Genomic DNA, 25,178 nt, shown 5'->3' on the forward strand with positions numbered 1-25,178 from the left:
CTTCAGCGTTTATCTGGTCTAATTAATAAGCTATCAAATAATGAGCAAAAACGTCTTGATTCGTTGGATGCGAATGGGAATGGCATCGCTGATGCTCTCTGCAGCGCCGCTGGCCTGGGCGGCCACTTGGCAGGTAAACCGGGTGGACGACCCCGCCAGCGGCAGCGCGGCCCGCTGCGCGCCCGGCAATGCGCATACATGCAGCCTGCGCGATGCGATCGCGGCCGCGCAGCATGGCGACACCGTAGCGTTCGACGGCGCGGTGTTTGCGGCGCCGCAGGTGCTGGCGGTGGGCAGGCCGCTGGTCATTGCCCGCGCCATCACGCTGCGCGGCCCCGGCGCCAGCCTGCTCACCCTCGACGGCCAGAACGCGGTGCACCTGCTGGAGGTGAATGCTGGCACGGCCAGCGCGGGGGTGCCAGTGAGCGGACCGGTGCATATCAGCGGACTGGCGTTCGCCAACGGCACGACGGCGGTGGACGGTGGCGTAAACATGAACGGAAACTCCGGCTCGGTGGGCGGTATCGCCAATTGGGGCACGCTCACGCTGGACGACGTGAAGGTCACGGGCATGTGGGCGGGCAACGTAGGCGCGGGCATCGGCAACGGGCCCGCGGGCAGGCTCACGATCGTGCGCAGCGAGGTCAGCGGCAATTCCACCGGCTGGCGCGGCGGCGGTATCTACAACTCACCCAACGGCGTGATCACCATCGACCGCAGCACCATCGCCAACAACACGGTGCGTGAAGGCGAATTTGGGCACAGCGGGGGTGGTGTGGCGTCGTATGGTGCGCTCACCATCGACCGCAGCACCCTCTCCGGCAACCAGGTGTTCTCGTCCGCATGCCATGGCAACGTGTGCGGCGGCGGCGGCATCGCGGCATCGGCGCTGACGATCAGCAACAGCACCATCTCGGGCAACCGCGCCCACAGCACCGTGGGCGGGGACGGCGGGGGCATCGCTCTGGCCGTCTTCAACGGGACGATCACCGTGCGCAACTGCACGTTCGCGGGCAACCGCAGCGGCGCCAAAGGCGGCGCATTCCGCTCGTCGGACGACTTCAGCATCAGCAACAGCACCTTCACCGGCAACACCAGCGATGGCGATGGCGGCGCCATCAGCGTAGGCTGGATCGGCGGCGCGAGCGTGGCGCGCATCGACAACAGCACCATCGTGAACAACGTGGCAGGGGGCTTGGGTGGCGGCATCCACATCCCATCCTCGGGCAGCACAGTGCCGATCGTGCAGTTGTTCAATTCCATCGTGTCCGGCAACGCCATCCAGAGTTACCTGACGGACGTCTATGGCAGCGACGTGGCGGATGACGACCTGGCCGTCGACCACTGGAACGTGATCGGCGCCCCAGCCTCAGGCGTGGGTGGCCTCTACCTGCAACCGCTGGGCGACTATGGTGGCCCCACGCAGACCATGCCGCCGGGAGGCCTCGCCAGCAGAGCCTGGGCCGCCTCCCGCTATGCCGCAGGCGAGCCCGCCACCGACCAGCGCGGCGTGGCCCGGCCCGCCACGGTGGGCGCGGTCGTCGACGCCGGGGCGGTGCAGTTCAGCACGACGCTGCCATCCATCACCGAGCTGGACCCCGCCAAGGGGCCGCCCGCTGGGGGCTACGCGGTCACCGTCAGGGGCTTCAACCTGTCGGGCGGCACGCTGAACTTTGACGGGACGCCAGTCAGCGCCACGGGCTCGATCACCCATGTGGACGGTTCGATGAGCCTGACCGCAGCCGCGCCGCCCGGCACGGCGGGCAGCACCGTGCGCGTGCGCTACACCGTGGGGGCAAACGCCAGCCCCGACGTGCCGGAAGACGACTTCACCTACACGTCGCAGGCCATTAGCTTCACCACCATGCCGCCGAGCCCCGCGGTCGCGGGCAGCACTTACACCGTGGCGGCCACGGGCGGCGCGTCGGGCAACGCGGTGGTGTTCAGCACGGTGGGCCCTTGCACGGTGGCCGGCCAGGTGGTCAGCTTCAACGGCGCAGGCACCTGCACCATCTACGCCGACCAGGCGGGCGATGCGGTTTATCCCGCCGCGCCCCGCGTGTCGCAAAGCACAGCGGTGGTGCAGGCCGGCCAGGTGATCGCCTTCACCACCACGCCGCCCAGCCCCGCAGTGGCGGGCAGAACCTACACCGTGGCGGCCACGGGCGGCGCGTCCGGCAACCCCGTGGTGTTCACCACTACGGGCGCTTGCACGGTGGCGGGCCAGGTGGTCAGCTTCAACGGCGCGGGTACTTGCACCATCTACGCCGACCAGGCAGGCAACGCCCACTACGCTGCCGCCGCGCGGCAGCAGCAAGCGTTTGCCATCGTGGCACTGCTCAAAACGTTCACTGGCACCACCTTGCCCGCCAGCGGCGCGGGCGGCCCGGCCAGCGCCAGAATTGGCAACGATGGCGGGGCGCTGTGCCAGTTCGATCCAGCCGCCACGGCCTTCGAGGCCGCCACGCCGCCTCCTGGCCGGGTGGCGCCGCAGGGCGCGTTCCGCTTCAGGCTGATCGGCTGCGACGCGGGTGCCACGGTGCGCGTGACCACCACCTGGCCGCAGCCGGTGGCGGACTTCGTCAAGCGCACCGGCAGCGGCCAGTTCATCGTGCCTGCGAGCGTGGGCCTGGGCAGCACCACCGTGGGCTTTGACGTGACCGATAACCAGCCTGGCGACGACGATGCTGCGCCCGGCGTGATCGCCGACCCGGTGATGCCGCTGGCCGCCGCCGCCCTGCAAGCGATCCCCGCGCTGTCCCCCTGGGCCCTGCTGCTGCTGGGAGTGATGGCCGGGGCGCTGGGCATGGTGGCGCAGCGGCGCAGGGCTTGATTGCTCCTCAATTAATAGCTGTTAACGCTTATGGGTAAAGCGATGAAGCCTATTTTTGTTTAGTTTTCTGAGCTGTGGCGAGCCAGCCGTGAAAGGCGTGCATGGCCGCCGTCACGGGCCGGGATTGCAGCCGTGTGAGCCAGTAGGCGCCCCGGCGCAGTTCCAGCGCGAACGGTCGCACCAGGCGGCCCTGGCGCAGTTCGCGTTCGAACATGCACGCCGGGAGCAGCGCGGCGCCCGCGCCCTGGGCCGCCGCTTCGGCCAGGGTGAGCGACGAGTCGAACACCGCGCCGCGCACAACGGGGCAGGGCACGCCGGCCGCCTCGAACCAGGCGGACCATTCGTCGGTGCGGTAGCTTCGCAGCAGGGGCTGGCGCGCCAGGTCTGATGGCACCCGCAGGCTGTTGGCCAGGGCCGGGGTGCACATCACCGACATGGGCGCGTCCATGATGCGTTCGGCGTTGGTGCCATGCCAGGCGCCGTCCCCAAAGCGGATCGCATAGTCCAGCCCTTCGCCCGCCATGTCCACCCGGTTGTTGTGCGTGAGCAGACGCAGGTCCACAAACGGGCAGGCCTGCTGAAAGTCGCGCAGTCGGGGCAGCAGCCAGCCCACGGCAAAGGTGCCCACGGCGCCCACGGTCAGCACTTCGCGCGGGCGGGTGTCGCCCAGTTTTTCCAGGGCACGCGCCAGGTTGGAGAACGATTCCGTCACCACTGGCAGCAGCGCCTGGCCTTCGTCCGTCAACGCCAGGCCACGCGGCAGGCGGCGGAACAGTGGCTTGCCCAGGCGCTCTTCGAGCTTGCGGATGTGCTGGCTGACCGCTGTCTGCGTGACGTGCAACTCCTGGGCCGCCCGCGTCAGGTTGAGGTGGCGCGCCGAGGCTTCGAACGCGCGCAAGGCATTGAGCGGGAGATGCATAAGTTTTTCTAGGGGCTGGCGGCAATTATTGTCGATGGTGCTTTGGACTCAAGCTCTTTATCGTTCAGGCCTTGTCTTCACTCACCTCCAATTTTTATGCAAAGACGACAGTTTTCCTTGGGTTTGACGGCCGCTGCCACCATGCCTCTTTGGGGTTGCGCGGCCACCAGCAACGCAGCGAACCGCGACAAGACCACCCGCGAATGGAACGAGACCCTCGCCAACATCGAACGCACTGCCCAGGGCCGCTTGGGCGTGGCCATGCTGGACACGGGCTCGGGCCTGCAGTTGGGCTGGCGCCAGGACGAGCGCTTTGCCATGGCCAGCACTTTCAAGGCGGTGCTGGCGGGCTGGATGCTGGCGCTGGTGGACCAGGGCAAGGAGCGACTGGATGCCCGCGTGCACTACGCTGCGGGCGATGTGGTGGCGTATTCACCCGTCAGCGGCCCCCGTGCGGGCGATGGGGGCGGGTTGACGGTGGGCGAGCTGTGTTCTGCCACCGTGAGCCTGAGCGACAACACCGCCGCCAACGTGCTGCTGGCGCGCCACGGCGGCCCGGCGGGGTTCACGGCCTTTGTGCGGTCAATGGGCGACAGCATCACACGGCTGGACCGCACCGAGCCCACGTTGAACGAAGCCAAGGTGGGCGACCCGCGCGACACGACCACGCCGCAGGCCATGCTGCAGACCCTGCAAAAGCTGGTGCTGGGCGATGTACTCACGCCCCCGTCGCGCGCCTGGCTGCAGCGCTGGCTGGTAGAGACGAGCACGGGCGACAAGCGCCTGCGCGCGGGTGTGCCGGACTGGAAGGTGGGGGACAAGACGGGCACTGCCAGTGACAGCGGCACGGCCAATGATGTGGCGGTGATGTGGCCTCCGGCTGGAGGCGCTCCGGTGCTGGTGACGTGTTATCTCACGCGGTCTACCGCCAAGCCCGAGCAGCGAGATGCGGCGATTGCGCAGGTAGCGCGGGCCGTGGCGGCGGCGCGCGAGACGTTCAGAGCTTCTTGACCAGCACCTGGCTGCGCCGGTCCCAGTTGTACTTGCGCTTGCGAGCATCGGGCAGCCAGTCCGGGTCCACGGGCTGGAATCCGCGCTTGATGAACCAGTGCATGGTGCGGGTGGTGAGCACAAAGATACTGTCCAGCCCTTGCAGCCGCGCGCGTTGCTCGATGCGCTTGAGCAGCTTTTCGCCATCGCCCGTGCCCTGGCTTTGCGGTGACACCGTCACGGCGGCCATCTCGGCCGTCTTGGCCTCGGGGTAGGGGTAGAGCGCTGCGCAGCCAAAGATCACTCCATCGTGCTCGATGATGGTGTAGGTGGCAATGTCGCGTTCGATCTCGGTGCGGTCGCGCTTGACCAGCGTGCCGTCTTTCTCAAACGGCTCGATGAGCTGAAGGATGCCGCCCACGTCGTCAATCGTGGCCTCGCGCAGCTCTTCCAGCTTTTCGTCAATGACCATGGTGCCGATGCCATCGTGCACATACACCTCCAGCAACAGTGATCCATCCACCGCAAACGGCAGGATGTGGCTGCGCTCCACGCCCGCCTTGCAGGCCTTCACGCAGTGCTGCAGATAAAAGCCCGTGTCGGTGGGCTGTTGTGCGGGCGGCAGCTGGGCCAGCAGGGCCTGCGCGGCGGCCAGGGGCAGCTCCGTGTCGATGGGGTTGTCGTCGCTTTCGGGCTCGGTGGGCGACATGCGGATGCCCTGCACCTCGGTCAAGAAGATCAGCTTGTCAGCCCGCAGCTCAATGGCCACGCTGGTGGCCACTTCTTCCATGCTCAGGTTGAAAGCCTCGCCCGTGGGCGAGAAGCCAAACGGCGACAGCAGCACCAGTGCGCCCATGTCCAGCGTGCGCTGGATGCCTGCCACATCCACCTTGCGCACCAGGCCCGAGTGCTGAAAATCCACCCCATCCACGATGCCCACGGGCCGCGCGGTCAGGAAGTTGCCCGAGATCACCCGCACGGTGGCGCCTGCCATGGGCGTGTTGGGCAGCCCCTGGCTGAAGGCGGCCTCGATTTCATAACGCAACTGGCCCGCAGCCTCCTGCGCGCAATCGAGCGCCACCGAGTCGGTGATGCGGATGCCATGCGAATACTTGGCTGCATGGCCCTTAGCGGCCAGCTGTTCGTTCACCTGTGGGCGAAAACCGTGGACCAGAACAATCTTTACGCCCATGGCCTGGATCAGTGCCAGGTCTTGCGCAATGCTGTGCAGCTTGCCGGCCGCAATCGCCTCACCCGTGAGCCCGATCACAAACGTCTGGTTGCGGAACTTGTGGATGTAAGGCGCCACCGAGCGGAACCAGGGGACGAAGGTGAAGTTGAAAACGGCGGACATGGCAGTGGAGAGCGGTGGGTGGCCTTGGAGCTACGGAAAAACTGGCAATGAAAGGCAGCTGAGCAGGGCCGCCAAGTCGCGCATCATAAGCATGCAGGGCTTTCGCTGTCTGGGGCAGTTGCAGCCTGGCCCCCGGTTTGTTGCCGAAACGCCGCCAGCCGGGCCGCAAAGGGCTCCAGGATCAAAGCTTCGTCAGGCCCCGTCTGGGCTGCCACCGCAATGGCCACGCCACTTTGGGCCATCAGCGCCTGCATCTCGGGCTGGGCGATCATGCCGTGGTCCAGCAGGGCCTCTACCAGGCGGGTGAGGGCACCCCGGTACTGGCCCAGCAGGGCGCTGGCGCGCTGGTATTGGGACTGCAGCAGTTCCTCGATGGCGGCGTTGCTGGGTTCCACGTCGGTGTTGAGGTGGTTGTCCAGCTCCACCGTGACGTCGGTGCGGGACAGTCGCGTGCCAAATCCATGGTGGCGGATGAAGCGCGCAGCCTCGGCCGTGACCTGCTTGTAGTCCTGCTCCGCGCCGGTCGTGCAGGCCATTTCACCAAACACCAGCTCCTCGGCCACGCGGCCCGCCAGACCCACGCACATCATGTCGAGCGCGTTCTGCCGCGTTGTGACCTTCAGGCCCGCAAAGCTGTTGTAGCCGCCCTCGAACGAAGCGATGTTGATCTTCACTTCCTGCGGGGCCTGGCCGAACAGCAGACAGTAGACCAGCCCGTGGCCTGCTTCGTGCACGGCCAGCAGTGCGCGGAAGTCGGCATTGGCGCGCTGCTTGAGGCGGTTGAGCTCCAGCGTCACCGCAAATTGCGCCTGCTGCTCAATGCCTTGGGCGCTAGCGCCCAGGACCACCAGATGGCGCTTGTCGGTCGCCAGCGTGATGCCAAAGTCCTGCGCCAGGGGCAGCTGCTGTTCCAGCACCCAGAGCGCGGCGTTGACCAAATTGGCGCTCAGGATGGCATGCACCGACGAGAACAGCGGCCGCGTGCCCTGGGCCGGAAACACCGCGTTGGCATACAGTTCATCGTGCACGTCCTGCCCGATGGCAAAGCGCACGCCGCACTGGGCGGCAATGTCGTCGCAATACCGCGCACACAGGTTGCGGATGAGCTGCTCGTAGGTGGCCTTGTTGAACGATGGGTAGATCACATGCTCGTTGCCCAGCCGCGCGATCTGCTCAGGCTTGAAGCGTTCGCTGAGCGCCTTCTTCACATCGATGAGCGAGAGCTTGCGCGTGAGGCGGTGGAAGATGTCGGCATCGGTGTCGCAGTCTTCCACGCGCTGCGCGGTCTCGTGGTACATCTCGTCAAGGTTGCCGCAGACGAACACCAGCAGCTTGCTGTAGTCGGTTTCCCACGCATGGTGCGACTGCTGGAAGCGCGTGAACAGCGCCTGCACCTGCGCGGGCGGCCACTGCATGATCTCGGCCAGGGGCTCCGAGAGCTTGAGCATGCGCTTGAGTTCCTGCGCGTCCCAGGCGTCGAGCTGAAAGCGGTAGGGCTTCTTGCCGGCGCGCTCCTCCTCGTTGTCGTCGGCGCGCTCGGCTTCGTAGTGCGCATCGGCCAGCTTGCGCTCGATGTTGGTCAGGGCGCTCAAAGCGGGCGGCAAGCGCCCGTCGGACAGCAGCGTCCATACATCCTGGTAGCGCTCCACCTTGACCTCCTCGCCCTTGGAGCTCACCGTGCGAAAGCGCTGGAACTCGTCCAGCACCAGCATGCCTGGTGCGCCCTCGTGGATGCCGGAGTCGCCCAGCATGCCCGAGATGGACGAGCTGCGGTAGCTCGCGCCGTGGCTGAAGCCGTCCATCTGCACTTCGACAAATCGGTCGTAAAAGCCCAGCAGCTGCGCCAGGCGCCGCGTGAGCTGGGTCTTGCCCGTGCCCGTCAGGCCCCACAGGCAGACGATGACGGGGCGGGTGATGAGCTGGGGCAAAACGTACCAGGCGCGGATGGCATCGATCACGCGGTCGATCACGTCGTCGATGCCAAACAGCTCGGCCTTGAGCTGCGCTGCGGCCTGTGCCAGCGCCCGCTGGCGCTGGGCCAGCAGCTCCCGGTGGGCGGTGCCCGGTGTGTGCCGCTCGCGCAGCGTGGTTTCTTGAAGGGTAGAAAGGTCCATGGTTTTCAATCGTTTTGTATCAGTCGCTTTCGGTGAAGCGGGATGTCTGGATCGCCTTGCGCAGGGCGACGTTGTCCGCACGGCGCTGGGCGCCACGGGTTCGGATGTGCTTGCCTGCCGCACTGGACAGGCTGCGTTGGGCCAGCGCGGCGGCCACAGGATTTCGGGGCGGGCCCGAGGCTTCGAGCTTCAACACCAGGGGCGCCTTCATGCGGCGCAGCTTTTTAAGCTCGCCCTGGGCGAAGGCCCGAGACAGTTTTTTGGCACTCATGTGCACTCCACAAACAAAAAACCCCGGCAATGGAGCCAGGGCTTGTGGTGCGCTGCAATGAATGGATGCAGGAACGCGCTTGCCGTGGCTGGACTTGCTGTGAATGCACAGTCCAGCCGGGGCGGTGGACTGTGGTCAGGCGGGAGCGAACAAGGGAACAAACATGGTGGTGACCTCCAGTGTTTTCAGGGGCTGCCGTTGCGGCGGGCGCGGCCTGAAAGAAGCGCGAATTGTGGCGATGCCCACGGCGCTTGGCAAGCCGAAGGCGCCGCAATCGGCTGAATTTGTCGCTTGAAAAGAACAGTGCGGTGGGGGATGAACAGCGCAGTTTTCAGGCTTGGCGCCGGTAGATCCAACCAGCCGCGTGTATCCATTCTTCCTTGTCGCGCGTCTGCACCACGAGTTCCACCAGATCACGGCCCGCGTTGAGCGGCACCTGCACGGTCATGCCGGCCCGGTCCGCCGACAAGGGCAGCAGGAACTGGCTCTCGTCCCAGAACAGGTAGCCGGGCAGTTCGGGCAGCTCCCGAAGTCTGGAGGCCCCCACGCCAATGGCCAGCGGAATGGATGTGGGTGCTTCGTTGGTCAGCAGCCAGTTGCTGTCGAGCCGCGCAGTCCAGGGGGCGGCAAGGGGGCCGGGTGCGGGCGGCATCTGTTGGCCGATGGGCACGGTGATCCAGTAGTGCCCCGCCGTGGCGGCCTCGCGCGCAAGGAGGTAGCGGCGGCCTTCGGACTGCTCCCAGCGGTAGTGGGTGCCAGGCTGGGCGTCTGACCACCACCAGCCATCGCTGCGCAGGCGAAGCCCGGTGCTCAGGTTTTTCCAGTCCAGCAGTTTTGGGTTCCACGACCACAGGTCAACCTGTTGGCGGTCGGGCGAGACGGCTTTGATGGGCGCGGAATAGTTGCCATAGATGCCGAGCAAGGCATCCACCGCGCTGGAAGATGCGGTGGCCATGGCGGGGGCGGCGGTCGAGACCCGGGGCGGCAGTACACGCAATTGCCCTGTCTCCTGCAAGGCGCGCAGCGCAATGCCCTCGGCAATCGGGCCCGGCTTGAAGCTGGCGGCGTTGCCGGTGATCATGACCGCCATGCCCGCCTGGGGCAGCACGCAGAAGTCGCTGGAATAAAACATGGTGCCGCCGCTCTTTTGCCACGCGAGCACGCCCGCAGCGTTCAAGCCCGGGTGCCGCGCACTGTCCCAGCCCAGGCCCGACTGCCAGTCGGGGGTGAGGCTGGGGTGCATGCCCTGGTTCTGAATCCTGCCCATCTCGGCCACGCTGGTTTTTGACACAATGCGCTGGCCATCGTGCTCGCCGCCCTGGATGAGCATGGCGGCCAGCTTCATCATGTCGCCGGGTGTGGTGCACAGCCCGCCCGTGGCGTAGCCCATCACGAACTCCTGGCCCTGCGGCGCGTCGTTGATGCTGCCGGGGGCAAAGCTGCCCGGTGGCAACGGCTGCAGCGTATAGCCTGATCGGGCCATGCCCAGCGGGTTGAGCAGGGCGGACTGCACAAACGCCGGGTAGGTTTGCCCGGTGACGGCCAGCACGATGCGCTCGATCAGCGTGAAACCGTCGTTGCAGTACACCGCCATGGCGCCGGGGGCGTGCTTGAGGTGCACATTGGCCATGGCTGCCTCCACCTCGGCGGCATAGCCCGGCAGCGGCGCAAAGGCAAACATGTTGTGCAGGTAGGTGCCGGGCAACCCCGAGGCATGGCTCAGCAGGTGCCGGACGGTGATGTCGCGGTAGCCCGGCGACAGCATCGCGAACTGCGGCAGGTAGGCCACCACCGGAGCATCCAACTGCACGAGCCTGCGGTCTACCAGCACCATGATGGCCAGCGCCGCGAGCACCTTGCTGACGGAGCCGACGTTAAAGCGTGTGTCGGGCGTGGCGGGCGTGGTGGCGTTTGCATCCAGCGCCCCGAAGGCCTCTTGCCAGACGATGTGGTCGTTGTGCAGCAGTGCCACGGAGGCCGCCCGCATCTTGCTGCTTTGCATGGCTTCGCGAATTTCCTTGCGACCCCAGGCAATGGTCGTTGTGAGGGTGGGGGACGCAGTGCTGCTGCCACCACAACCGGGCAGCAGCGAAGCCATCGCGCTGGTGCCCGCCCAGGTCAGCCAACCACGGCGCGATGCAGGAAAAAGGCGGGGCTGATCAACAAGGTTCTGGGCGGATGGCTGTCGGGGCATTCGGTATTCCTGGGGGCATTGGCCGCGGAGGCATCGCCAGTCGAGGCGCGATTGTGGAAGCCCCGCACCCGGGCTGGCAACCGCGCGCATGGCCCGTGTTGCACGCGGCCAACGCCCGGCTCGGATAATGCAGCCCTCCATGACCGAATCCGCGCCTCCCCACCCCTTGCCAACCGCCCCGCGCACTGCGCCGCTGCGCATCACCTTTCCTGAGTCCCTGCCCGTATCGGGCAAGCGCGAAGAGATCATGGAGGCCATCAAGAAGCACCAGGTCATCATCGTGTGCGGCGAAACGGGCTCCGGCAAAACCACGCAGTTGCCCAAGATTGCACTGGCGCTGGGCCGGGGCAAGTGCAACGCCAGGCCAGGCACCAAGGGCCAGCTCATCGGCCACACCCAGCCGCGCCGCATTGCGGCCAGCAGCGTGGCCAAGCGCATTGCCGAAGAGCTGAACACGCCGCTGGGCGATGTGGTGGGCTTCAAGGTGCGGTTCCAGGACCGCCTGTCGCGCGATGCCTCCGTCAAGCTCATGACCGACGGCATCTTGCTGGCCGAGACGCAGACCGACCCGCTGCTGAAAAACTACGACACCATCATCATTGACGAGGCGCACGAACGCAGCCTCAACATCGACTTCCTGCTGGGCTACATCCGCCAGATCCTGCCGCGCAGGCCTGATCTGAAGGTCATCGTTACCTCGGCCACGATTGATGCGGACCGGTTTGCCAAGCACTTTGAGTCGGCCAAGGGCCCGGCCCCCGTCATCATGGTGTCGGGCCGCACCTTCCCGGTGGAGCAGCGCTATCGCCCGTTTGAAGAAAGCCGCGACTACGGCCTGAACGAAGCCATTGCCGATGGTGTGGACGAGCTGTGGCAAGGCAATGCGGCCGGTGACATCCTGGTGTTTTTGCCCGGCGAGCGAGAGATCCGCGAAGCGGCCGACCACCTGCGCAAGCACCTGTCGCACCAGCCCGTGATGCGCAATGCCGAGGTGCTGCCGCTGTTCGCGCGTTTGTCCCAGGCGGAGCAGGACCGCATCTTTGACGGCCACACGGGCCGCCGCATCGTGCTGGCCACCAACGTGGCCGAGACTTCGCTCACCGTACCAGGCGTGCGGTACGTCATTGACGCAGGAACAGCGCGCGTGAAGCGCTATTCTTTCCGTAGCAAAGTCGAGCAGCTGCTGGTCGAGCCCATCAGCCAGGCCGCCGCCAACCAGCGTGCTGGCCGCTGCGGCCGAGTGGCCAACGGCATCTGCATTCGCCTGTATGACGAGGCCGGTTTCAATGGCCGCCCCCGTTTTACCGACCCCGAAATCCTGCGGTCATCGCTGGCAGGCGTCATCCTGCGCATGAAGTCGCTGCATCTGGGCGACGTGACGCAGTTCCCCTTCATCGAGGCGCCTTCGGGCCGCGCGATCGCCGACGGCTACCAGCTGCTGGCCGAGTTGGGTGCGGTGGATGACGCCAACGAGCTGACCCCCATGGGCGTGGAACTGTCGCGCCTGCCGCTGGACCCGCGCGTTGGCCGCATGATCATCGAGGCGCGCGACCGCAAGGCGCTCGATGAAGTCCTGGTGATTGCCAGCGCCCTGAGCGTTCAGGACGTGCGCGACCGTCCCATGGAGGCGCAGCAGCAGGCCGACCAGGCGCACGCCAAGTTCGACGACGACAAGAGCGAGTTCAGCGGCTACCTCAAGCTGTGGAAGTGGATCAACGAAGCACGCGGCGGAGCACCCAGCCTGCCATCGGCCCGCGCCCAGAAGGCCATGGCTGCGCAGAAAGCGCCGTCGCAGGCCTACTTGCCGGTGGCGCAGCGCAGTGGCGGGGGCAGTCCTGCCGCAGCGCCTGCTGTACCCGCCGCCGTCCCCGCCGCGACTCACAAACTCAGCAACCGCCAGTACGAGCAGCTGCTGCGCCAGAACTTCATCAGCATCCGGCGCCTGCGCGAGTGGCGCGACATCCACACCCAGCTGCTCACGGTGGTCACCGAGCACAAGTGGCAGATCAACACCCAGCCCGCCAGCTACGAGCAGCTGCACCTGTCGATGCTGGCCGGGCTGCTGGGCAACGTGGGCGCCAAGAGCGACGAGGAAGACTGGTACCTGGGCGCGCGCGGCATCAAGTTCTACAAACACCCCGGCGCGCACCTGAACAAGAAGCCCGGCCGCTGGATCGTGGCGTCGGAACTGGTGGAAACCACACGCCTGTTCGGTCGGGGCATCGCGGCCATCGAGCCGCAGTGGCTGGAGCAGATTGGCGGGCATGTGCTGCGCAAGCAGCTGCTTGACCCGCACTGGGAGAAAAAGTCTGCGGAAGTGGTGGCGCTGGAGCGCGCCACGCTCTACGGCATCGTGGTCTACAACAACCGCCGCGTGAACTTCGGCAAGGTAGACCCGCACGCTGCGCGCGAGGTGTTCATCCGCGAGGCGCTGGTGGGAGGCAACTGGGAGACCAAGCTGCCTTTCCTGGCCGCCAACCAGAAGCTCATTGCCAAGGTCGAAGAGCTGGAGCACAAGTCGCGGCGCCAGGACGTGCTGGTGGACGACGAACTCATCTACGCCTTCTACGACCAGCAGCTGCCGCCCGAGGTATGCAGCGGCCACAGCTTTGAGGCTTGGTACCGCGAAGAAAGTAAAAAACAGCCCGACCTGCTCAAGCTCACCCGCGAAGAACTGATGCGCCACGAGGCCGCAGGCATCACCACCAATGCCTTCCCACGCACCGTGCGCCTCGGTGGTGTGGACTGCGCCGCCAGCTACCTGCACGAGCCCGGCGATGCGCGCGACGGCATCACCGTGACCATTCCGCTCTTCGTGCTCAACCAGGTGAGCGACGAGCGCTGCGAATGGCTGGTGCCGGGCATGCTCAAGGACAAGATCCAGGCGCTGCTCAAAAGCCTGCCGCAGCGCCCACGCAGCCGCTTTGTGCCGCTGCCCGAGTCCGCCACCCGTCTGGCCGCGCTGCTGGGCACGCCCGAGCGTTTTGGCACCGGCAGCCTCACCGATGTGTTGCTCAAGCAGGTGCGCGACGAAACCTCGCTCGACGTGAAGCGGGCGGACTTCAAGCTCGACATGCTCAGCCCCCACCTGTTCATGAACTTCCGCGTGGTGGATGAGCACGGCCGCCAGCTGGGCCACGGCCGCAACCTGGGCGCGCTCAAGGCCGAATGGGGCGCCAAGGCGCGCGGCGCATTCCAGGCGCTGGCAGGGCTCAAGCTCGGTGGCGGGGCGGCAGAGAGTGAAAAAAATGAGTCAAAAATGCCTCCAGCGCTTGATGGTAAAGCGCAAGCAGCTACTAAATCAGGAGTAAAGGGGGCAGCGCCCGCCACCGCGAAACCTGCGAGCGTCACCCCATCGACCCCCGCAGGCCAGCGCTACACCACCTGGACGTTTGGCGAGCTGCCCGAGCTGATGGAGATCAAAAAGGCCGGGCAGACGCTGATCGGCTTTCCGGCACTCATCGACGGCGGCGACGCTGTGACCATCGAGGTTTTTGACGAGCCCGAAGTCGCCGCCGCCAAACACCGCGCGGGCCTGCGCCGCCTGTTTGCGCTGCAGATCAAGGACGCCCTCAAGTACCTGGAAAAAAACATCCCCGACCTGCAAAAGATGGCCGTGGCCTACATGCCCCTGGGTACGCAGGAAGAGCTGCGCACCCAGATCATCGACGTGGCGCTGGACCGGGCCTTTTTGCTCGACCCGCTGCCCACCGACGAAGTTGCCTTCAAACGCCGCGTTGAAGAGGGCAGGGGGCGCCTCACGTTGATCGCCAATGAGGTGGCGCGCCTGGCCGCCACCATCCTCACCGAATACGCAGCCGCCGCCCGCAAGATCAAGGACACCAAAAACGCCCCCGAAGCCACTGCGGACGCACTGCAGCAGCTGCAGCGCCTGGTGCCCAAGAACTTCATTGCCGTGGCCCCGTGGACGCAACTGGCCCACTACGCCCGCTACCTCAAGGCCATCACGCTGCGGCTTGATAAATACCGCGTCGACCCCGCCCGCGACGCTGCCAAGCTGGCCGAGCTGCGCCCGCAAGAGCAGCGTTACTGGCGCCTGGTGGCCGAGCGCAAGGGGCAGGTGGATGCGCGCATGCAAGAACTGCGCTGGCTGCTGGAGGAACTGCGCGTGAGCTTCTTTGCGCAGGAGCTGCGCACGCCCCAGCCGGTGAGCGTGAAGCGGCTGGACAAGCTGTGGGCGCAGGTCAATAGCTGAGCCGTGGCCTGTGGGGCGCGCGAGGTCAGGCCTGCGGCACGCGCGTGTCAGGGCCTGGTCCAGATCCTGACTGTTACATACATGGCATAGCCCAGCGCCAGCACCAGCCACACCAAGAAGAAGAGGTTGGCCCAGTACGGGCCAGCGTGCTCTGCGAGTGTGTAGATCTGTCCCGCGCAGCCCTTGCCGACGCACGGAATTTCGCGCAGAACCAATGCGCGCAGGGCTGCGAACAACAGGTAGCACGCCACAGCGGCAACGAGCAGAAAGCCGATAGGCCCGACCGGAGGTTTGGTGAGCTCATCGTTCTCATCCCGCAGGCCCTGGTTCAGCAGCTTTTGCCCATACCGGTACCACACGTAGCCAACAAGGAGCATGAGCGCGTAGTAAAGGAAGGTCAGCATGGCGTGAAATGAGGGGGCTGAGTGTGTATGGGCGATGCGGCGAGTGTCGTTGGCCGCCCTGACTCATGCGCAAGATGCTTCTGATGCCCGTTGTTGGATACCAGCGGAAGAAGCAACAGGCCAAGAAAGCAGCAGGCAGGCATAGTTCGCTGTACCGTCAGCAGAGAGGTAGCTTTTGCGCACTCATTCTTCCACAGCCTCTCCCAGGTCGCCCGCAATCAGTCTGAACTGCGCCAATGCTGCCTCCAGGTCTTCCACAATCTCGCGCGCTATCACGCCCGGTGCGGGCAGGTTGTCGCTGTCGGCCAGTGATTCGTCTTTGAGCCAGAGGATGTCCAGGCTCGTCTTGTCCCGCGCCACCAGCTCGTCGTAGCTGTAGGCGCGCCAGCGGCCGTCGGGTGTATCTGGCGACCACGTGGCTTGCCGCTGCTGGCGGCTATCGGCGCGGTACAGCGCCACAAACTCGTCAAGGTCCGCGCGGGTCAGCGGGTTGGTCTTGAGCGTGAAATGCTTGTTGGTGCGCAGGTCGTAAATCCACAGCTGCTTCGTCCACGGCGTTTCGCTGGCGGGCTTCTTTTCAAAGAACAGCACGTTGGCCTTCACGCCCTGGGCGTAGAATAAGCCCGTGGGCAGGCGCAGCAGGGTGTGCACATCGCACTCGTGCAGCAGCTTTTTGCGAATGGTCTCGCCCGCGCCGCCTTCAAACAGCACGTTGTCGGGCAGCACCACGGCTGCGCGGCCGTGGGTGGTGAGCAGCGTCTTGATGTGCTGCACAAAATTGAGCTGCTTGTTGCTGGTGGTGGCCCAGAAGTCGTCGCGCTCAATCGTGTCTTTTTCGGTGCTGGTGCGGCCGTCTTCACCCACGATGACGGTGCTGCTCTTCTTGCCAAACGGCGGGTTGGCCAGCACCACCTCAAAACGCTCGCCAGGGTCAGCCGCCAGCGCATCGCCCACCACCACGGGCACCGATTTTTCAGAGCCAATGCCGTGCAGCATCATGTTCATGGCGCACACCCGTGCCGTGGCCTGCACCAGTTCGTAGCCGGTAAAGGCCTTTTCCTTCAGGTGCTTGAGCTGGTCGCGCGTCAGGCTCTTGTTGTGGCTTGTGATGTAGTTGTGCGCGGTAAATAAGAAGCCACCCGTGCCGCAAGCCGGGTCGCAAATGCGCTCGGCCGGTTTGGGTTCCATGCACTCCACCATGGCCTGGATCAGCGCCCGGGGTGTGAAGTACTGGCCTGCACCGCTCTTGGTGTCTTGGGCGTTTTTCTCCAGCAGGCCTTCGTAGGCATCGCCTTTTACATCTGCGCCCAGCACCGTCCAGGTTTCAGCGCCGATCAAATCCACAATCACCCGGCGCAGCTTGGCCGGGTCTTGAAACTTGTTTTGCGCCTTGCCAAAAATCAGGCCCAGCGTGCCCTTCTCGTGCCCCAGCCTTTCGAGAATGTGGCGGTAATGCTCGAAAAGATCGTCGCCGTCCCTGGCCAGCAGAGAACCCCATGCGTATTCGGCAGGCACGATGCTGGGCTGGTTGTAAGGCGGCTGCGCGCGTTCATCGGCCATCTTCAGGAACAGCAGGTACGTGAGCTGCTCCACATAGTCGCCATAGCTCATGCCGTCATCGCGCAGCACGTTGCAGTAGTTCCAGAGCTTCTGGACGAGGGAGTGGGTGGTGGTGTTCACGGGTGTTTACGTAGTAGTTCAGGCCGGTGTTCGCTGAGCCACTGATGTGTATGGGTCAAAAGGGATTGGGCGTGGCTAATGCAATTACGCACTGCTGCAGGCTCAATCAAATCACCCGAATAGTCGTTGAGATTGCGCTTCTTGCGCAGCGAGTCGAGAACAATCCAAACTTCTTTACCAACCCCCATGGTCAAACCCAAGGTTTGAATCATGGTTTGGTGGTGGCCCGGTGTTGTCGTCGATGGCCTGTAGCCGTTGGCCATCAACCCCATCATCGCGCATTGCATGATGGTTTTATAGGCTGCGTCAAACCGCGTTTCCTCACTCAGGCCCGCTACTGCGCTGTCGGCCAGATTTCGATTGGCGGCGGCAAGCAAACGCTGCACCTCTTCTGCGGTGGCGGTGTGGCGCTGCAGTTGATGGATTTTGATAAGGTTTTCCAGACTCATGGCTCCCCCATCACCCACAACTTGCTTCCGCGCCACACTTGCGCCACGAAGCTATCCGATTGCAGAAGCTTGTCCTCGAACTCCGCTCGCGACAACACCGTGGGATTGACTTCACGGCGCAACGTGGTTTGGGTGTCGGACAAAGCCAGCACGACCTCAGAAAACTCCAAGTCTCCCACCAGCATGACGTCGACGTCGCTGTGTACATGCTCCTCTCCACGCGCCATCGAGCCATACACAAAAGCCATCTCCACTTTGTCCGCAAGGGGCAAAAGAGCCTCTCGTATCACGTCTACCAACCCTGCCGTCTTTCGCAACAAGCCTGTTAGTTCTTCATAGATCGGGCATTGTGGGTTGGCACGGTAGTACACCTGACGACCTGTTTCCTGGCGCAACAGCAACCCCATTGCGGCCAAGTTGCGCAACTCGCGATGCAGCGATCCGGGGGATACGCCGGTCAATCGGGCCAGCTCACGCACATGCAATGCGGCTTCCGGCCGCAGAAAAAGCGTGCTGAGGACCGCTGATCGCGATTGCCCAAGTAAAAAGTGCGCCAAGCTCATGTTGAAGCAATTTTAGCTTCATATGAAGCAAAATTGAGAACGATCCGGCTAACCATAGACAGAGTCCTTCAATTTTCGGGTGGGCTTGGGTCAATCAGCACCTGCAGCCGCTCCAGCGCCATGCCCCGCTCGCGGGCCTTGCCTATGCGCAGGGCGTCAAACAGCGCCAGCAGCTCGTACAGCTTGGCGTCCTGCATTGCGGCAAAGGGCACGGCAGGGTGCAGCGGCTCTATGCCCACGCCGCGCACCGTGCCGTTGGGGTGCGGCCACACAAAGTCTGTGCTGCCCGGCGCAAACACCCCGGCAAAGGCGGGCGCGCTGTGGCTGGTGGGCACACCGGCCACTAAAGGCAGCTTGACGGCAGGGAAGGCGTACTTGGCCCCATGCAAGGTAAATTCCGCCAGGTTGCGGGCGTGGGGGCGCACCGGGTTGTCGGCTGCCGCCTCCGCATCATCCGGCAGGGCCGCACGGCGCACCCGCTTGCGGGTGACGCGGTAAATGCCCATGGGCTCTTGTGCGGCCAAATCGCTGCCCATCTTGTTTGCATCGGGGCCACCCTTGCTGGCGGCAGGTGGCGGCTCACGGTTGGGCAGCAACAGCCCCGCCAACAACCCGCGTTTGATGCAGGCATGCGCCTCTGACACGCTGATGCCCAGTTCCAGCGCCAGCCGTGCATACGTCCAGCGCTGCTCACCCCAGGCGACGAGCTTGAGGGTGACCAGAAAGTCTTGGGGCTTGAGTTGCATGGGTATTCAATATTCGCAAATCGCGAATATTGAATATAAACTGATCTGGCGTCAGTGGCAAGGCTATGAGTGAAAATGGCCTCTAGCGCTTATGTATCAAGCGCTACCAGCTATCAAAAATGAAGTGATTGGCTTACTGTGCCGCTTCGGTTTCTTGAATCTTTTTCGGTCTGCAGCCGTTCGTTCAGAGGGTTGGCGACCCCACAGCATCGATGTGGGGACTATGAGAGTGTGCTCATCGATCAGCAATGGTTTAGCTCTGAGGTCACGCGGTGATCGTCATGTCGGCTTCGACTGCATCGTCGTCTGCTTCGACTTCGATGCCATCTTCCCCGGCTTCTCCCACATAGGCCGCTTTTCCAGTGGCTTGCTCAATCAATGCCAGCAGCCGCTTTTGCCGATCAGCCATGAATAACTCAAAACTGTCGGCGCGAAGCAGTGGTGGGTCGATCAGGTGCGAACGGAGGTACGTGTCCAGCTTTTGCGGATCGATACCGGGCGTTGTTGGGTCACCCTGTTCCAACTTCTTTAGATAGACCGATGGGGCCACGCCGCCAATGATCCGGTTGGTCCTGAACGACAGCGGGGTTTTGTTAATGATGGAGTCGAACACCGACGGCTTGATGCCCTGCTTTTTGCACCAGTCCTGAGGGAAGATGTGATGAATATCGACGTTCTCCCCGAAGAAAACAGTGTGGTCAAATTTTTGCCCTGAACGAAAGTCTTGGGCATCCTCTTTCATCAACAAGGCATTGATTCCCTTGTAGGCGGCGGAGAGACGCATACGCATGGTTTTGAGTCGATCTGCGCGGAACATCGTCTCGCTTACTGTCGAGGGCTCTGGCCCGCCTCTCAGCCACACCGGTACTTCCGTGAAGTCCTTTGCGATTCGGGTTTCGACAGCTGAGCCATAAAGCTCGCCAAAAACACCGTTCCAGTACCAGCGAACCAACTTTGCGCGATTAGCCTCATGCTCCCAGTCCGATCCGATGTCCGCAAGGATGGCGGCCAGCGGCACGATTTGCGACTGATAGGGGAGATCGAAAATGCGATAAATGTGAAGCATGTGGAGAAACTTCGCCGCCTTCAAGAATCCCTGCTCCACCTGCTCTTCATACTGCTTGTAGGCGGCTAGCGGAAGGTCCAATAAGGCTTGGCGGTTTCCAGTGACTGCTGGCAGTTCCTTGCCCTGCTTGCCTGCTTTTTCTGCTTCCCGCCGACGCTCGCGGGTATAAAACAAAGAGACCGCTTGCAGAAAATCGGTGTTTCCAACATTGGCAATGATTCCGGCCTCCGAACCAGCAGGCCGCAAGGTTTCCACAAACCTGCTGTGACGTCCCTTATGGCCATCATCTCCGTACCAGTCTTTGCGCAGTTCGTGGCCCTCGGCTGCATACATGGCGGTCACCAATTCGAAAGCGTCCAAGGGCTTGCCGCCTGTATTCACTTTCTCGAAGACGACGCATACGGCTTCTTTGGTGGTTGAGCGGTCGAGCGCTATGACGGGAACCCGGTAGTACTTGAAGTTCTCCAGCACATCACGCTTAAAACGGCGAAATTCTTCACGCACCGATTCGTTGGAATCACCGGGCCATGCCTTATCAAAGCCGTCCTGCCAGCGATCCCAGTCAAATACCTTTGAAACCGGGTACATGAGTAGCTTGTATTCTTGTTCGCTGGTTGAAAGATCGGGTCCCGCTTCTCGCCCAAACTCGCCTCGCACAATCTTGTCTTCGGGCACGCCCAGGATGGCCTCTTCCCGGTCCACAGATGGGTCCAGCGCCTTGCGAATGTCGATATAAAACCAACGCTTGACCTTCTTTTTCTTGGGCGTCACTGTTTCAACTACTTTGCCCCGCATGGTCACCTGATAAAGAGACGTCATGCGCTGCTGCCCATCGAGGAGCAACGAATTCGGCTTCATGTCTTTCGCTGCGGCGGGCGCGCCTTCCACTGGCCGAGGTTTGAAGTTGACATCGCCTCCGGTGTCGAGCGTCATCAATGCACCCACTGGGAATGAGCGCGAAATCGACGCGATCAGACTTTTGATGCGGTCCTCGTCCCAAACCCAGCTCCGCTGAAAATCTGGGAGCTGTAGAACACCACGATGGCAGTCCTCCAGCAACTTGGACAAGTCATAGGGGTTAGTTTGAAAAGTGGAACCTGCCATGGGGATTTGACCTTCTTCTTTCAATTAAGTCGTTAATGGGTGTGGCTTAACAAATCAGTGTGTAGGTTGCAGGGCGTCGGCATTTGGCGACGCCGTTGAAAAATCACGTTGCAATACAGATTGCCGAAGCGCCTGCGCGCGCTGGAGGTTGGCGTCGACCTCGGCTTCGACTTCGCGGATGATGGACAGGTGGCGGTCGACTTCGACGACGATTCGTGCTTGCTCTGCGTGAGGCGGTACAGGCAATGCAATAGAGCTGAAGTTCGCCAAATTGACTTTCAACTGCGCAACGCCTTTGGTGATCCCTAAGATTTGGTCTTGAACGACCCGCGAGGCCATGGCGTACTCAATAAATGACGGATCGATGCCGAGTTTGATTACTCGTAACTTGATGCAATCGGCGGTAATCACGGCAGGTGGGCGATTCGCCGGATAGCGACACACATCCCCCGGTGGGTCCCCCATCTTGGTCACAAGAATGTCGCCTGCCTCCACCGAATGTGCAGAAAGCTCTACAGCCTTATCAGCAGTGACGTAGACAGTGTTTTCACCACCGAATGACCCAGAACGGATATTGCGCACGAAGACCAAAGGCACACCTTCGGTTTTGTAGTCGCTCACCTTCAAACTGCTACCAAAAGGACCAATCGCCAATGAATATGGTTCGCCTGCCGACACCTGCTCAGGCGATGCCCATGCCCAGCCTTCAGGTAGTTCAGACAGTGCCTCGGTTTCAGGAGTCACTGGTTCGCGGTACTTCCGCTTGCCCGCCCAATTCACCCGCCGCTCCTCAAGAATCCGCTGCAAAAGCTGCTCGCCGGTCTCGTAGGCGCGGCCTTCGCGGCGGGCCAGGGTGGCTTCGGTTTCTACAAGGCGGCCTTCGACGGCGGCTTTGAGGACGGAGGCTTTGTAGCGTTTGAGGTTGGCTTTGACGCGCTGGAGGTTGGCGACGGCTTCGTCGAGGCGGGAGAACTGTTTTTCGAGTTCGGCGACGATTTCGCGCTGCACCTCCAAGGAAGGCGTGAACATCTCTAACGTCAGCAACTTTTTGGTCGAGACGTTGGAAATGTTTGTGGTGGTTGACGCCGTTTCACGAATGCGTGATTGCGTTTTGCCCCAAGCAAGCTGGTGATACAAAAACTTCGGCTCGACACGTTCATTCGGTCGGATCAGCGAAATGAACGCGCCGAGTGTTGCCTTGTGGGGCATACCAGCAACCGGTGCAACTTTGCCGACAAGTTCATAGCTGTTTGCAGTGGAAATCAGGATGTCACCGGAGCGAACGAGTTGCTCGTCGCGCTTTACGTGCTTCTCAGGAACAAACCAAAGGTCTTCCCATTCGACCGTGCGCTGAACATTGGTTGTTCGCAGGCATGCAACGTGTCCGGGTAGGGGTTCGGCGCGTTTGTCTTCTTTTGGAAATGCGATTCCACGAACGATGCTGGCGACTTCTCCTAGTTGTGCCGTCGTCACGCCGCCAACTCCCGATTCAATTCCTCAATCACCATGGGCAGTTCCGCGCCAAAGAGCTGGTGCACCTTGCCCAGGCCGCCTTGGGCGTTGAAGGGGGCGTATTCGAAGTCGTCTATTTCAATGCCGAGGTTGGCGGCGATGTGGTCGCGGATCATTTCTAGCCAGTGTTGTTGTTCTTGGGTGAACGGGTTGGTGGTGTGCGCCTGCTGGTGCTGGGCCAGCCAGGCTTTGAAGTTGACCTGCACGCGCTCTGGGTAGGGCACCAGCTCGTTGGTCTGCTGCATGGCAAAGCGCACCAGGCTGACCAGGTCGGTAAGCAGGCGCCGCTGCTTGGCGCCTTTCACCTTGTCTTTGCGCAACGTAGCGTAGGCCTGCCACAGGGCGCCCTCGTCAATGTTGAGCGGCGGTGCGTGCAGGGCGTCGGCCAAGGCTTTTACGTCTTCAAACTTGAGCGGGGCACGCGTGGGGCGGCTGTACAAAATTTGCAGAGCGATGATTTCGTCTTTGTGCTGGGTGATGAACTGCTCAAAGCTTTGCACCAGCGCGCTGGCGCGGTCGCTGCCCTCGCTAAAGCCGGCATGCAGCAGGCTGTCTTGGGTGACCACGTCGATCACCAAGTCTGCCTTTTGCTTCATTTTTAATAGCTGCTCGCGCAATGCGGGTGCGGCGAAGGGCTTGGCTGAATCTCTCAACCGCTGGTCTGCCTCGGCGGGCGGCATGTCTTGGGTGGCGTCGATGGCGAGTGCTTCCACAATGCCACGTGCCAGGTCGCGCAGGGTTTTACCGCCGCTCAGCTCCACCACCTTGGCGCGGTCGGCATCAACGGCATCTTTGTCCAGCCGGGCCAGGCGGGCGGCGATGCTGCTCAGCACTTCGTCTTCCACGTTGCCCAGGCTCACGGCTTGCAGCAGTTTGTCCAGCGGCACGCTCTTCTTCTGGTCCATGGGGCGGCTGTCGGTTTTGTCGCGCTCGCACACGCCCACGGCGTCGACGATGACGAAGTGGTCTTTTTTGATGTGTTCGCCGGGGTTCACGGCGGCCAGGTCGGTGGGGTTGCACACGCGCACGCCACGGCCTTTCATCTGCTCGAAGAAGCTGCGGCTTTTTACGCTGCGCATGAAGACGACGATTTCCACCGGCTTGATGTCGGTGCCGGTGGCGATCATGTCCACGGTGACGGCCACGCGGGGGTAGTAGCCGGTGCGGAAGTCTTTGATGAGCTGCTCGGGGCTGGTGCCGCCGCCTTGGGCGCTGCGGTAGGTGATCTTTTGCGCAAACTCGTTGCCACGGCCAAACTCTTCGCGCAGGATTTCCACAATCTTTTCGGCGTGGTTGTCGTCTTTGGCAAAGATTAGGGTTTTGGGCAGCTCGGTGCGGGCGGGGAACATGTCGGGCTGCCAGCGGTCGCGCAGGGTGCGCACCACGGTGCGGATCTGGTCGGGCGTTTGCACGGCGCGGTCCAGCTCTTCGGGCTGGTATTCAAAGTCGTCGTCCAGCTGCCAGGCGGTTCTGCGGCGGGTGGCTTTGTCTTGCGTCTCCAGCCAAAAGCCTTTGTCTACCTTGGCGCCGCTTTCGCCCACCTCGGTTTTGATGCGGTACACGTCGTAGTTCACGTTCACGCCATCGGCCACGGCCTGGGCGTGGCCGTATTCCATGACCAGGTTTTGGTTGAAGAAGCCGAAGGTCTGCTTGTTGGGCGTGGCGGTAAGGCCGATCAGATACGCGTCAAAGTACTCCAGCACCTGGCGCCACAGGTTGTAGATGCTGCGGTGGGCCTCGTCCGTCACAACAATGTCAAAGCTCTCGATGGGGATGGCCGGGTTGTAGCCAATGGGCTCGGGGTCTTTGAACAGGCCTTCGATGCGTTCGGTGCTTTCTTCGTCGGCCTCGTCGGCCAGCTCGCGCCCCTTGAGCATGCTGAACATGCGCTGGATGGTGCAGATGACCACGCGGGCGGATGTGTCGATGTGGCCGCCCTGCAGGTGCTGGACGATGTACTCCTCCCCAAACTTGTAGTTGTTGTAGGGGCTGGCGTAGGCGTCAAACTCTTTCTTGGTCTGGCGGGCCAGGTTGCCCCGGTCTACCAAAAAGAGCACGCGGCGCGCGCCTCCAAACTTGACGAGGCGGTAGATGAAGCCGATGCTGGTAAAGGTTTTGCCGCTGCCGGTGGCCATCTGGATCAGGGCCTTGGGTTTGTTGTCGGCCAAGGATTTTTCCAGGTTGGTAATGGCGCCGATTTGGGCAGGCCACAGCTGGTAGTGCGCGCCGCCGCTGCCCCATTCGGTCACCAGCTTGGGCATGTTGCGCATGCGGGCCAGGAAGGTGCTGGGTGGTTCGCTGACGCCGTTGCCGTTCATCATTGGTGGCAGCAGCGCCAGCCATTGCACCAGCAGTTCGGGGCGGAAGAAGGCGAACACGCTGCGTGCGCGGGGTTCGGGGTCCAGGCCGTTGGTAAAGTGGGTTTCTACGCCCGTGCTTTCCCACACAAAGGGCAGGGGGCGGTTCCAGGCGGGCAGGGTGGTGGGCAGGCCTTTGGCGTAGCGGCTGCTTTGCAGCTCTACGCCGGTCAGGGTGGCGCCTTCTTTTTTGGCTTCGATCACGCCGCAGGCTTTGCCGTTGACGTAGAGCAGGTAGTCGGCATAGCCAAAGCCAGGGTTCAGGGGGAACTCGCGAATCGCCACGCCCACGGCTGCGTGGATGTTGGCGTCTGCAACGTTGCACACGTGCCAGCCTGCTGCTGTCAGCAGTGCATCGATAGTTAGCCTGGCCTTCGCCTCTGGCGTCATGCGTGTTCCTCCCTGC

Annotated in this window: 17 protein-coding genes; 4 read left to right on the top strand and 13 right to left on the bottom strand. The window is 63.1% G+C overall.

Annotated elements, in window-relative coordinates:
- Nucleotides 1-79: 79 nt before the first annotated feature.
- Nucleotides 80-2,833 carry an IPTL-CTERM sorting domain-containing protein gene (locus tag ACT89O_RS11765; RefSeq protein ID WP_487262739.1) on the top strand — a complete coding sequence of 918 codons (2,754 nt, stop codon included), beginning with the start codon at nt 80-82 and terminating at the stop codon, nt 2,831-2,833.
- Nucleotides 2,834-2,882: 49 nt separating this feature from the next.
- On the opposite strand, the gene ACT89O_RS11770 is transcribed toward ACT89O_RS11765, so the two are convergent.
- Entirely contained in the window at nt 2,883-3,752 is an 870-nt protein-coding gene (locus ACT89O_RS11770; RefSeq protein WP_487262740.1) for a LysR family transcriptional regulator, read from the bottom strand.
- A gap of 96 nt (nt 3,753-3,848) precedes the next feature.
- Between ACT89O_RS11770 and blaACA the strand changes: the two genes are divergently transcribed.
- Nucleotides 3,849-4,763, top strand: a complete 915-nt coding sequence (gene blaACA / locus ACT89O_RS11775) for an ACA family class A beta-lactamase (protein ID WP_487262741.1) — start codon at nt 3,849-3,851, stop codon at nt 4,761-4,763.
- Here the strand turns inward: blaACA and argA are convergent.
- From argA to ACT89O_RS11790, 3 genes are all read right to left on the bottom strand, one after another.
- Nucleotides 4,750-6,096 (bottom strand): amino-acid N-acetyltransferase, encoded by a 1,347-nt coding sequence (argA, locus tag ACT89O_RS11780; RefSeq protein ID WP_055397476.1) that lies wholly within the window; start codon nt 6,094-6,096, stop codon nt 4,750-4,752. The two genes, blaACA and argA, sit on opposite strands and share 14 nt — an antisense overlap.
- Nucleotides 6,097-6,179: 83 nt before the next feature.
- Nucleotides 6,180-8,210: an AAA family ATPase gene (locus tag ACT89O_RS11785; RefSeq protein WP_487262742.1), complete on the bottom strand. Its 2,031-nt coding sequence runs from the start codon at nt 8,208-8,210 to the stop codon at nt 6,180-6,182.
- 19 nt (nt 8,211-8,229) lie between these two features.
- Entirely contained in the window at nt 8,230-8,481 is a 252-nt protein-coding gene (locus tag ACT89O_RS11790) for a hypothetical protein (protein WP_218299689.1), read from the bottom strand.
- 163 nt (nt 8,482-8,644) lie between these two features.
- Here ACT89O_RS11790 and ACT89O_RS11795 point away from each other — a divergent pair, with 163 nt between their 5' ends.
- Nucleotides 8,645-8,776: a hypothetical protein gene (locus ACT89O_RS11795; RefSeq protein ID WP_487262743.1), complete on the top strand. Its 132-nt coding sequence runs from the start codon at nt 8,645-8,647 to the stop codon at nt 8,774-8,776.
- 36 nt (nt 8,777-8,812) lie between these two features.
- Here ACT89O_RS11795 and ACT89O_RS11800 read toward each other — a convergent pair whose 3' ends face one another.
- On the bottom strand, nt 8,813-10,675 hold the full coding sequence (locus tag ACT89O_RS11800; RefSeq protein WP_487262744.1) for a serine hydrolase domain-containing protein: 1,863 nt from the start codon (nt 10,673-10,675) through the stop codon (nt 8,813-8,815).
- A 139-nt stretch (nt 10,676-10,814) separates the two neighbouring features.
- Here ACT89O_RS11800 and hrpA point away from each other — a divergent pair, with 139 nt between their 5' ends.
- On the top strand, nt 10,815-14,891 hold the full coding sequence (gene hrpA, locus ACT89O_RS11805; protein ID WP_487262745.1) for an ATP-dependent RNA helicase HrpA: 4,077 nt from the start codon (nt 10,815-10,817) through the stop codon (nt 14,889-14,891).
- Between the two features lie 47 nt (nt 14,892-14,938).
- On the opposite strand, the gene ACT89O_RS11810 is transcribed toward hrpA, so the two are convergent.
- The 8 genes from ACT89O_RS11810 to ACT89O_RS11845 form a co-directional block, all read right to left on the bottom strand.
- A complete protein-coding gene (locus tag ACT89O_RS11810; protein ID WP_121419921.1) occupies nt 14,939-15,295 on the bottom strand; it encodes a hypothetical protein in 357 nt (118 codons plus the stop codon).
- A 183-nt stretch (nt 15,296-15,478) separates the two neighbouring features.
- Entirely contained in the window at nt 15,479-16,975 is a 1,497-nt protein-coding gene (locus ACT89O_RS11815) for a type I restriction-modification system subunit M (protein ID WP_487262746.1), read from the bottom strand.
- A complete protein-coding gene (locus ACT89O_RS11820) occupies nt 16,972-17,424 on the bottom strand; it encodes a DNA-binding protein (RefSeq protein ID WP_487262747.1) in 453 nt (150 codons plus the stop codon). Before ACT89O_RS11820 ends, ACT89O_RS11815 begins: the two co-directional genes overlap by 4 nt.
- On the bottom strand, nt 17,421-17,987 hold the full coding sequence (locus ACT89O_RS11825; RefSeq protein ID WP_487262748.1) for a nucleotidyltransferase domain-containing protein: 567 nt from the start codon (nt 17,985-17,987) through the stop codon (nt 17,421-17,423). Before ACT89O_RS11825 ends, ACT89O_RS11820 begins: the two co-directional genes overlap by 4 nt.
- Before the next feature lie 68 nt (nt 17,988-18,055).
- Complete coding sequence (locus tag ACT89O_RS11830) at nt 18,056-18,733, bottom strand: hypothetical protein (RefSeq protein ID WP_487262749.1); 678 nt, start codon at nt 18,731-18,733, stop codon at nt 18,056-18,058.
- A 265-nt stretch (nt 18,734-18,998) separates the two neighbouring features.
- A complete protein-coding gene (locus ACT89O_RS11835) occupies nt 18,999-20,903 on the bottom strand; it encodes a GmrSD restriction endonuclease domain-containing protein (protein WP_487262750.1) in 1,905 nt (634 codons plus the stop codon).
- Between the two features lie 54 nt (nt 20,904-20,957).
- Entirely contained in the window at nt 20,958-22,376 is a 1,419-nt protein-coding gene (locus tag ACT89O_RS11840) for a restriction endonuclease subunit S (RefSeq protein WP_487262751.1), read from the bottom strand.
- Entirely contained in the window at nt 22,373-25,162 is a 2,790-nt protein-coding gene (locus ACT89O_RS11845; protein ID WP_487262752.1) for a type I restriction endonuclease subunit R, read from the bottom strand. The genes ACT89O_RS11840 and ACT89O_RS11845 overlap by 4 nt, the downstream gene beginning before the upstream one ends.
- Nucleotides 25,163-25,178: the final 16 nt, after the last annotated feature.

This window comes from Acidovorax sp. NN32, assembly GCF_057597245.1.

What these genes read in the sequence shown, in the direction of transcription:
- ACT89O_RS11835 (WP_487262750.1), bottom strand. Translation starts at nt 20,903, where the DNA reads ATGGCAGGTTCCACTTTTCAAACTAACCCCTATGACTTGTCCAAGTTG.
- ACT89O_RS11830 (WP_487262749.1), bottom strand. Translation starts at nt 18,733, where the DNA reads ATGCAACTCAAGCCCCAAGACTTTCTGGTCACCCTCAAGCTCGTCGCC.
- ACT89O_RS11825 (WP_487262748.1), bottom strand. Translation starts at nt 17,987, where the DNA reads ATGAGCTTGGCGCACTTTTTACTTGGGCAATCGCGATCAGCGGTCCTC.
- ACT89O_RS11785 (WP_487262742.1), bottom strand. Translation starts at nt 8,210, where the DNA reads ATGGACCTTTCTACCCTTCAAGAAACCACGCTGCGCGAGCGGCACACA.
- ACT89O_RS11800 (WP_487262744.1), bottom strand. Translation starts at nt 10,675, where the DNA reads ATGCCCCGACAGCCATCCGCCCAGAACCTTGTTGATCAGCCCCGCCTT.
- blaACA (WP_487262741.1), top strand. Translation starts at nt 3,849, where the DNA reads ATGCAAAGACGACAGTTTTCCTTGGGTTTGACGGCCGCTGCCACCATG.
- ACT89O_RS11795 (WP_487262743.1), top strand. Translation starts at nt 8,645, where the DNA reads ATGGTGGTGACCTCCAGTGTTTTCAGGGGCTGCCGTTGCGGCGGGCGC.
- ACT89O_RS11810 (WP_121419921.1), bottom strand. Translation starts at nt 15,295, where the DNA reads ATGCTGACCTTCCTTTACTACGCGCTCATGCTCCTTGTTGGCTACGTG.
- ACT89O_RS11790 (WP_218299689.1), bottom strand. Translation starts at nt 8,481, where the DNA reads ATGAGTGCCAAAAAACTGTCTCGGGCCTTCGCCCAGGGCGAGCTTAAA.
- ACT89O_RS11765 (WP_487262739.1), top strand. Translation starts at nt 80, where the DNA reads ATGGCATCGCTGATGCTCTCTGCAGCGCCGCTGGCCTGGGCGGCCACT.
- argA (WP_055397476.1), bottom strand. Translation starts at nt 6,096, where the DNA reads ATGTCCGCCGTTTTCAACTTCACCTTCGTCCCCTGGTTCCGCTCGGTG.
- ACT89O_RS11820 (WP_487262747.1), bottom strand. Translation starts at nt 17,424, where the DNA reads ATGAGTCTGGAAAACCTTATCAAAATCCATCAACTGCAGCGCCACACC.
- ACT89O_RS11770 (WP_487262740.1), bottom strand. Translation starts at nt 3,752, where the DNA reads ATGCATCTCCCGCTCAATGCCTTGCGCGCGTTCGAAGCCTCGGCGCGC.
- ACT89O_RS11845 (WP_487262752.1), bottom strand. Translation starts at nt 25,162, where the DNA reads ATGACGCCAGAGGCGAAGGCCAGGCTAACTATCGATGCACTGCTGACA.
- hrpA (WP_487262745.1), top strand. Translation starts at nt 10,815, where the DNA reads ATGACCGAATCCGCGCCTCCCCACCCCTTGCCAACCGCCCCGCGCACT.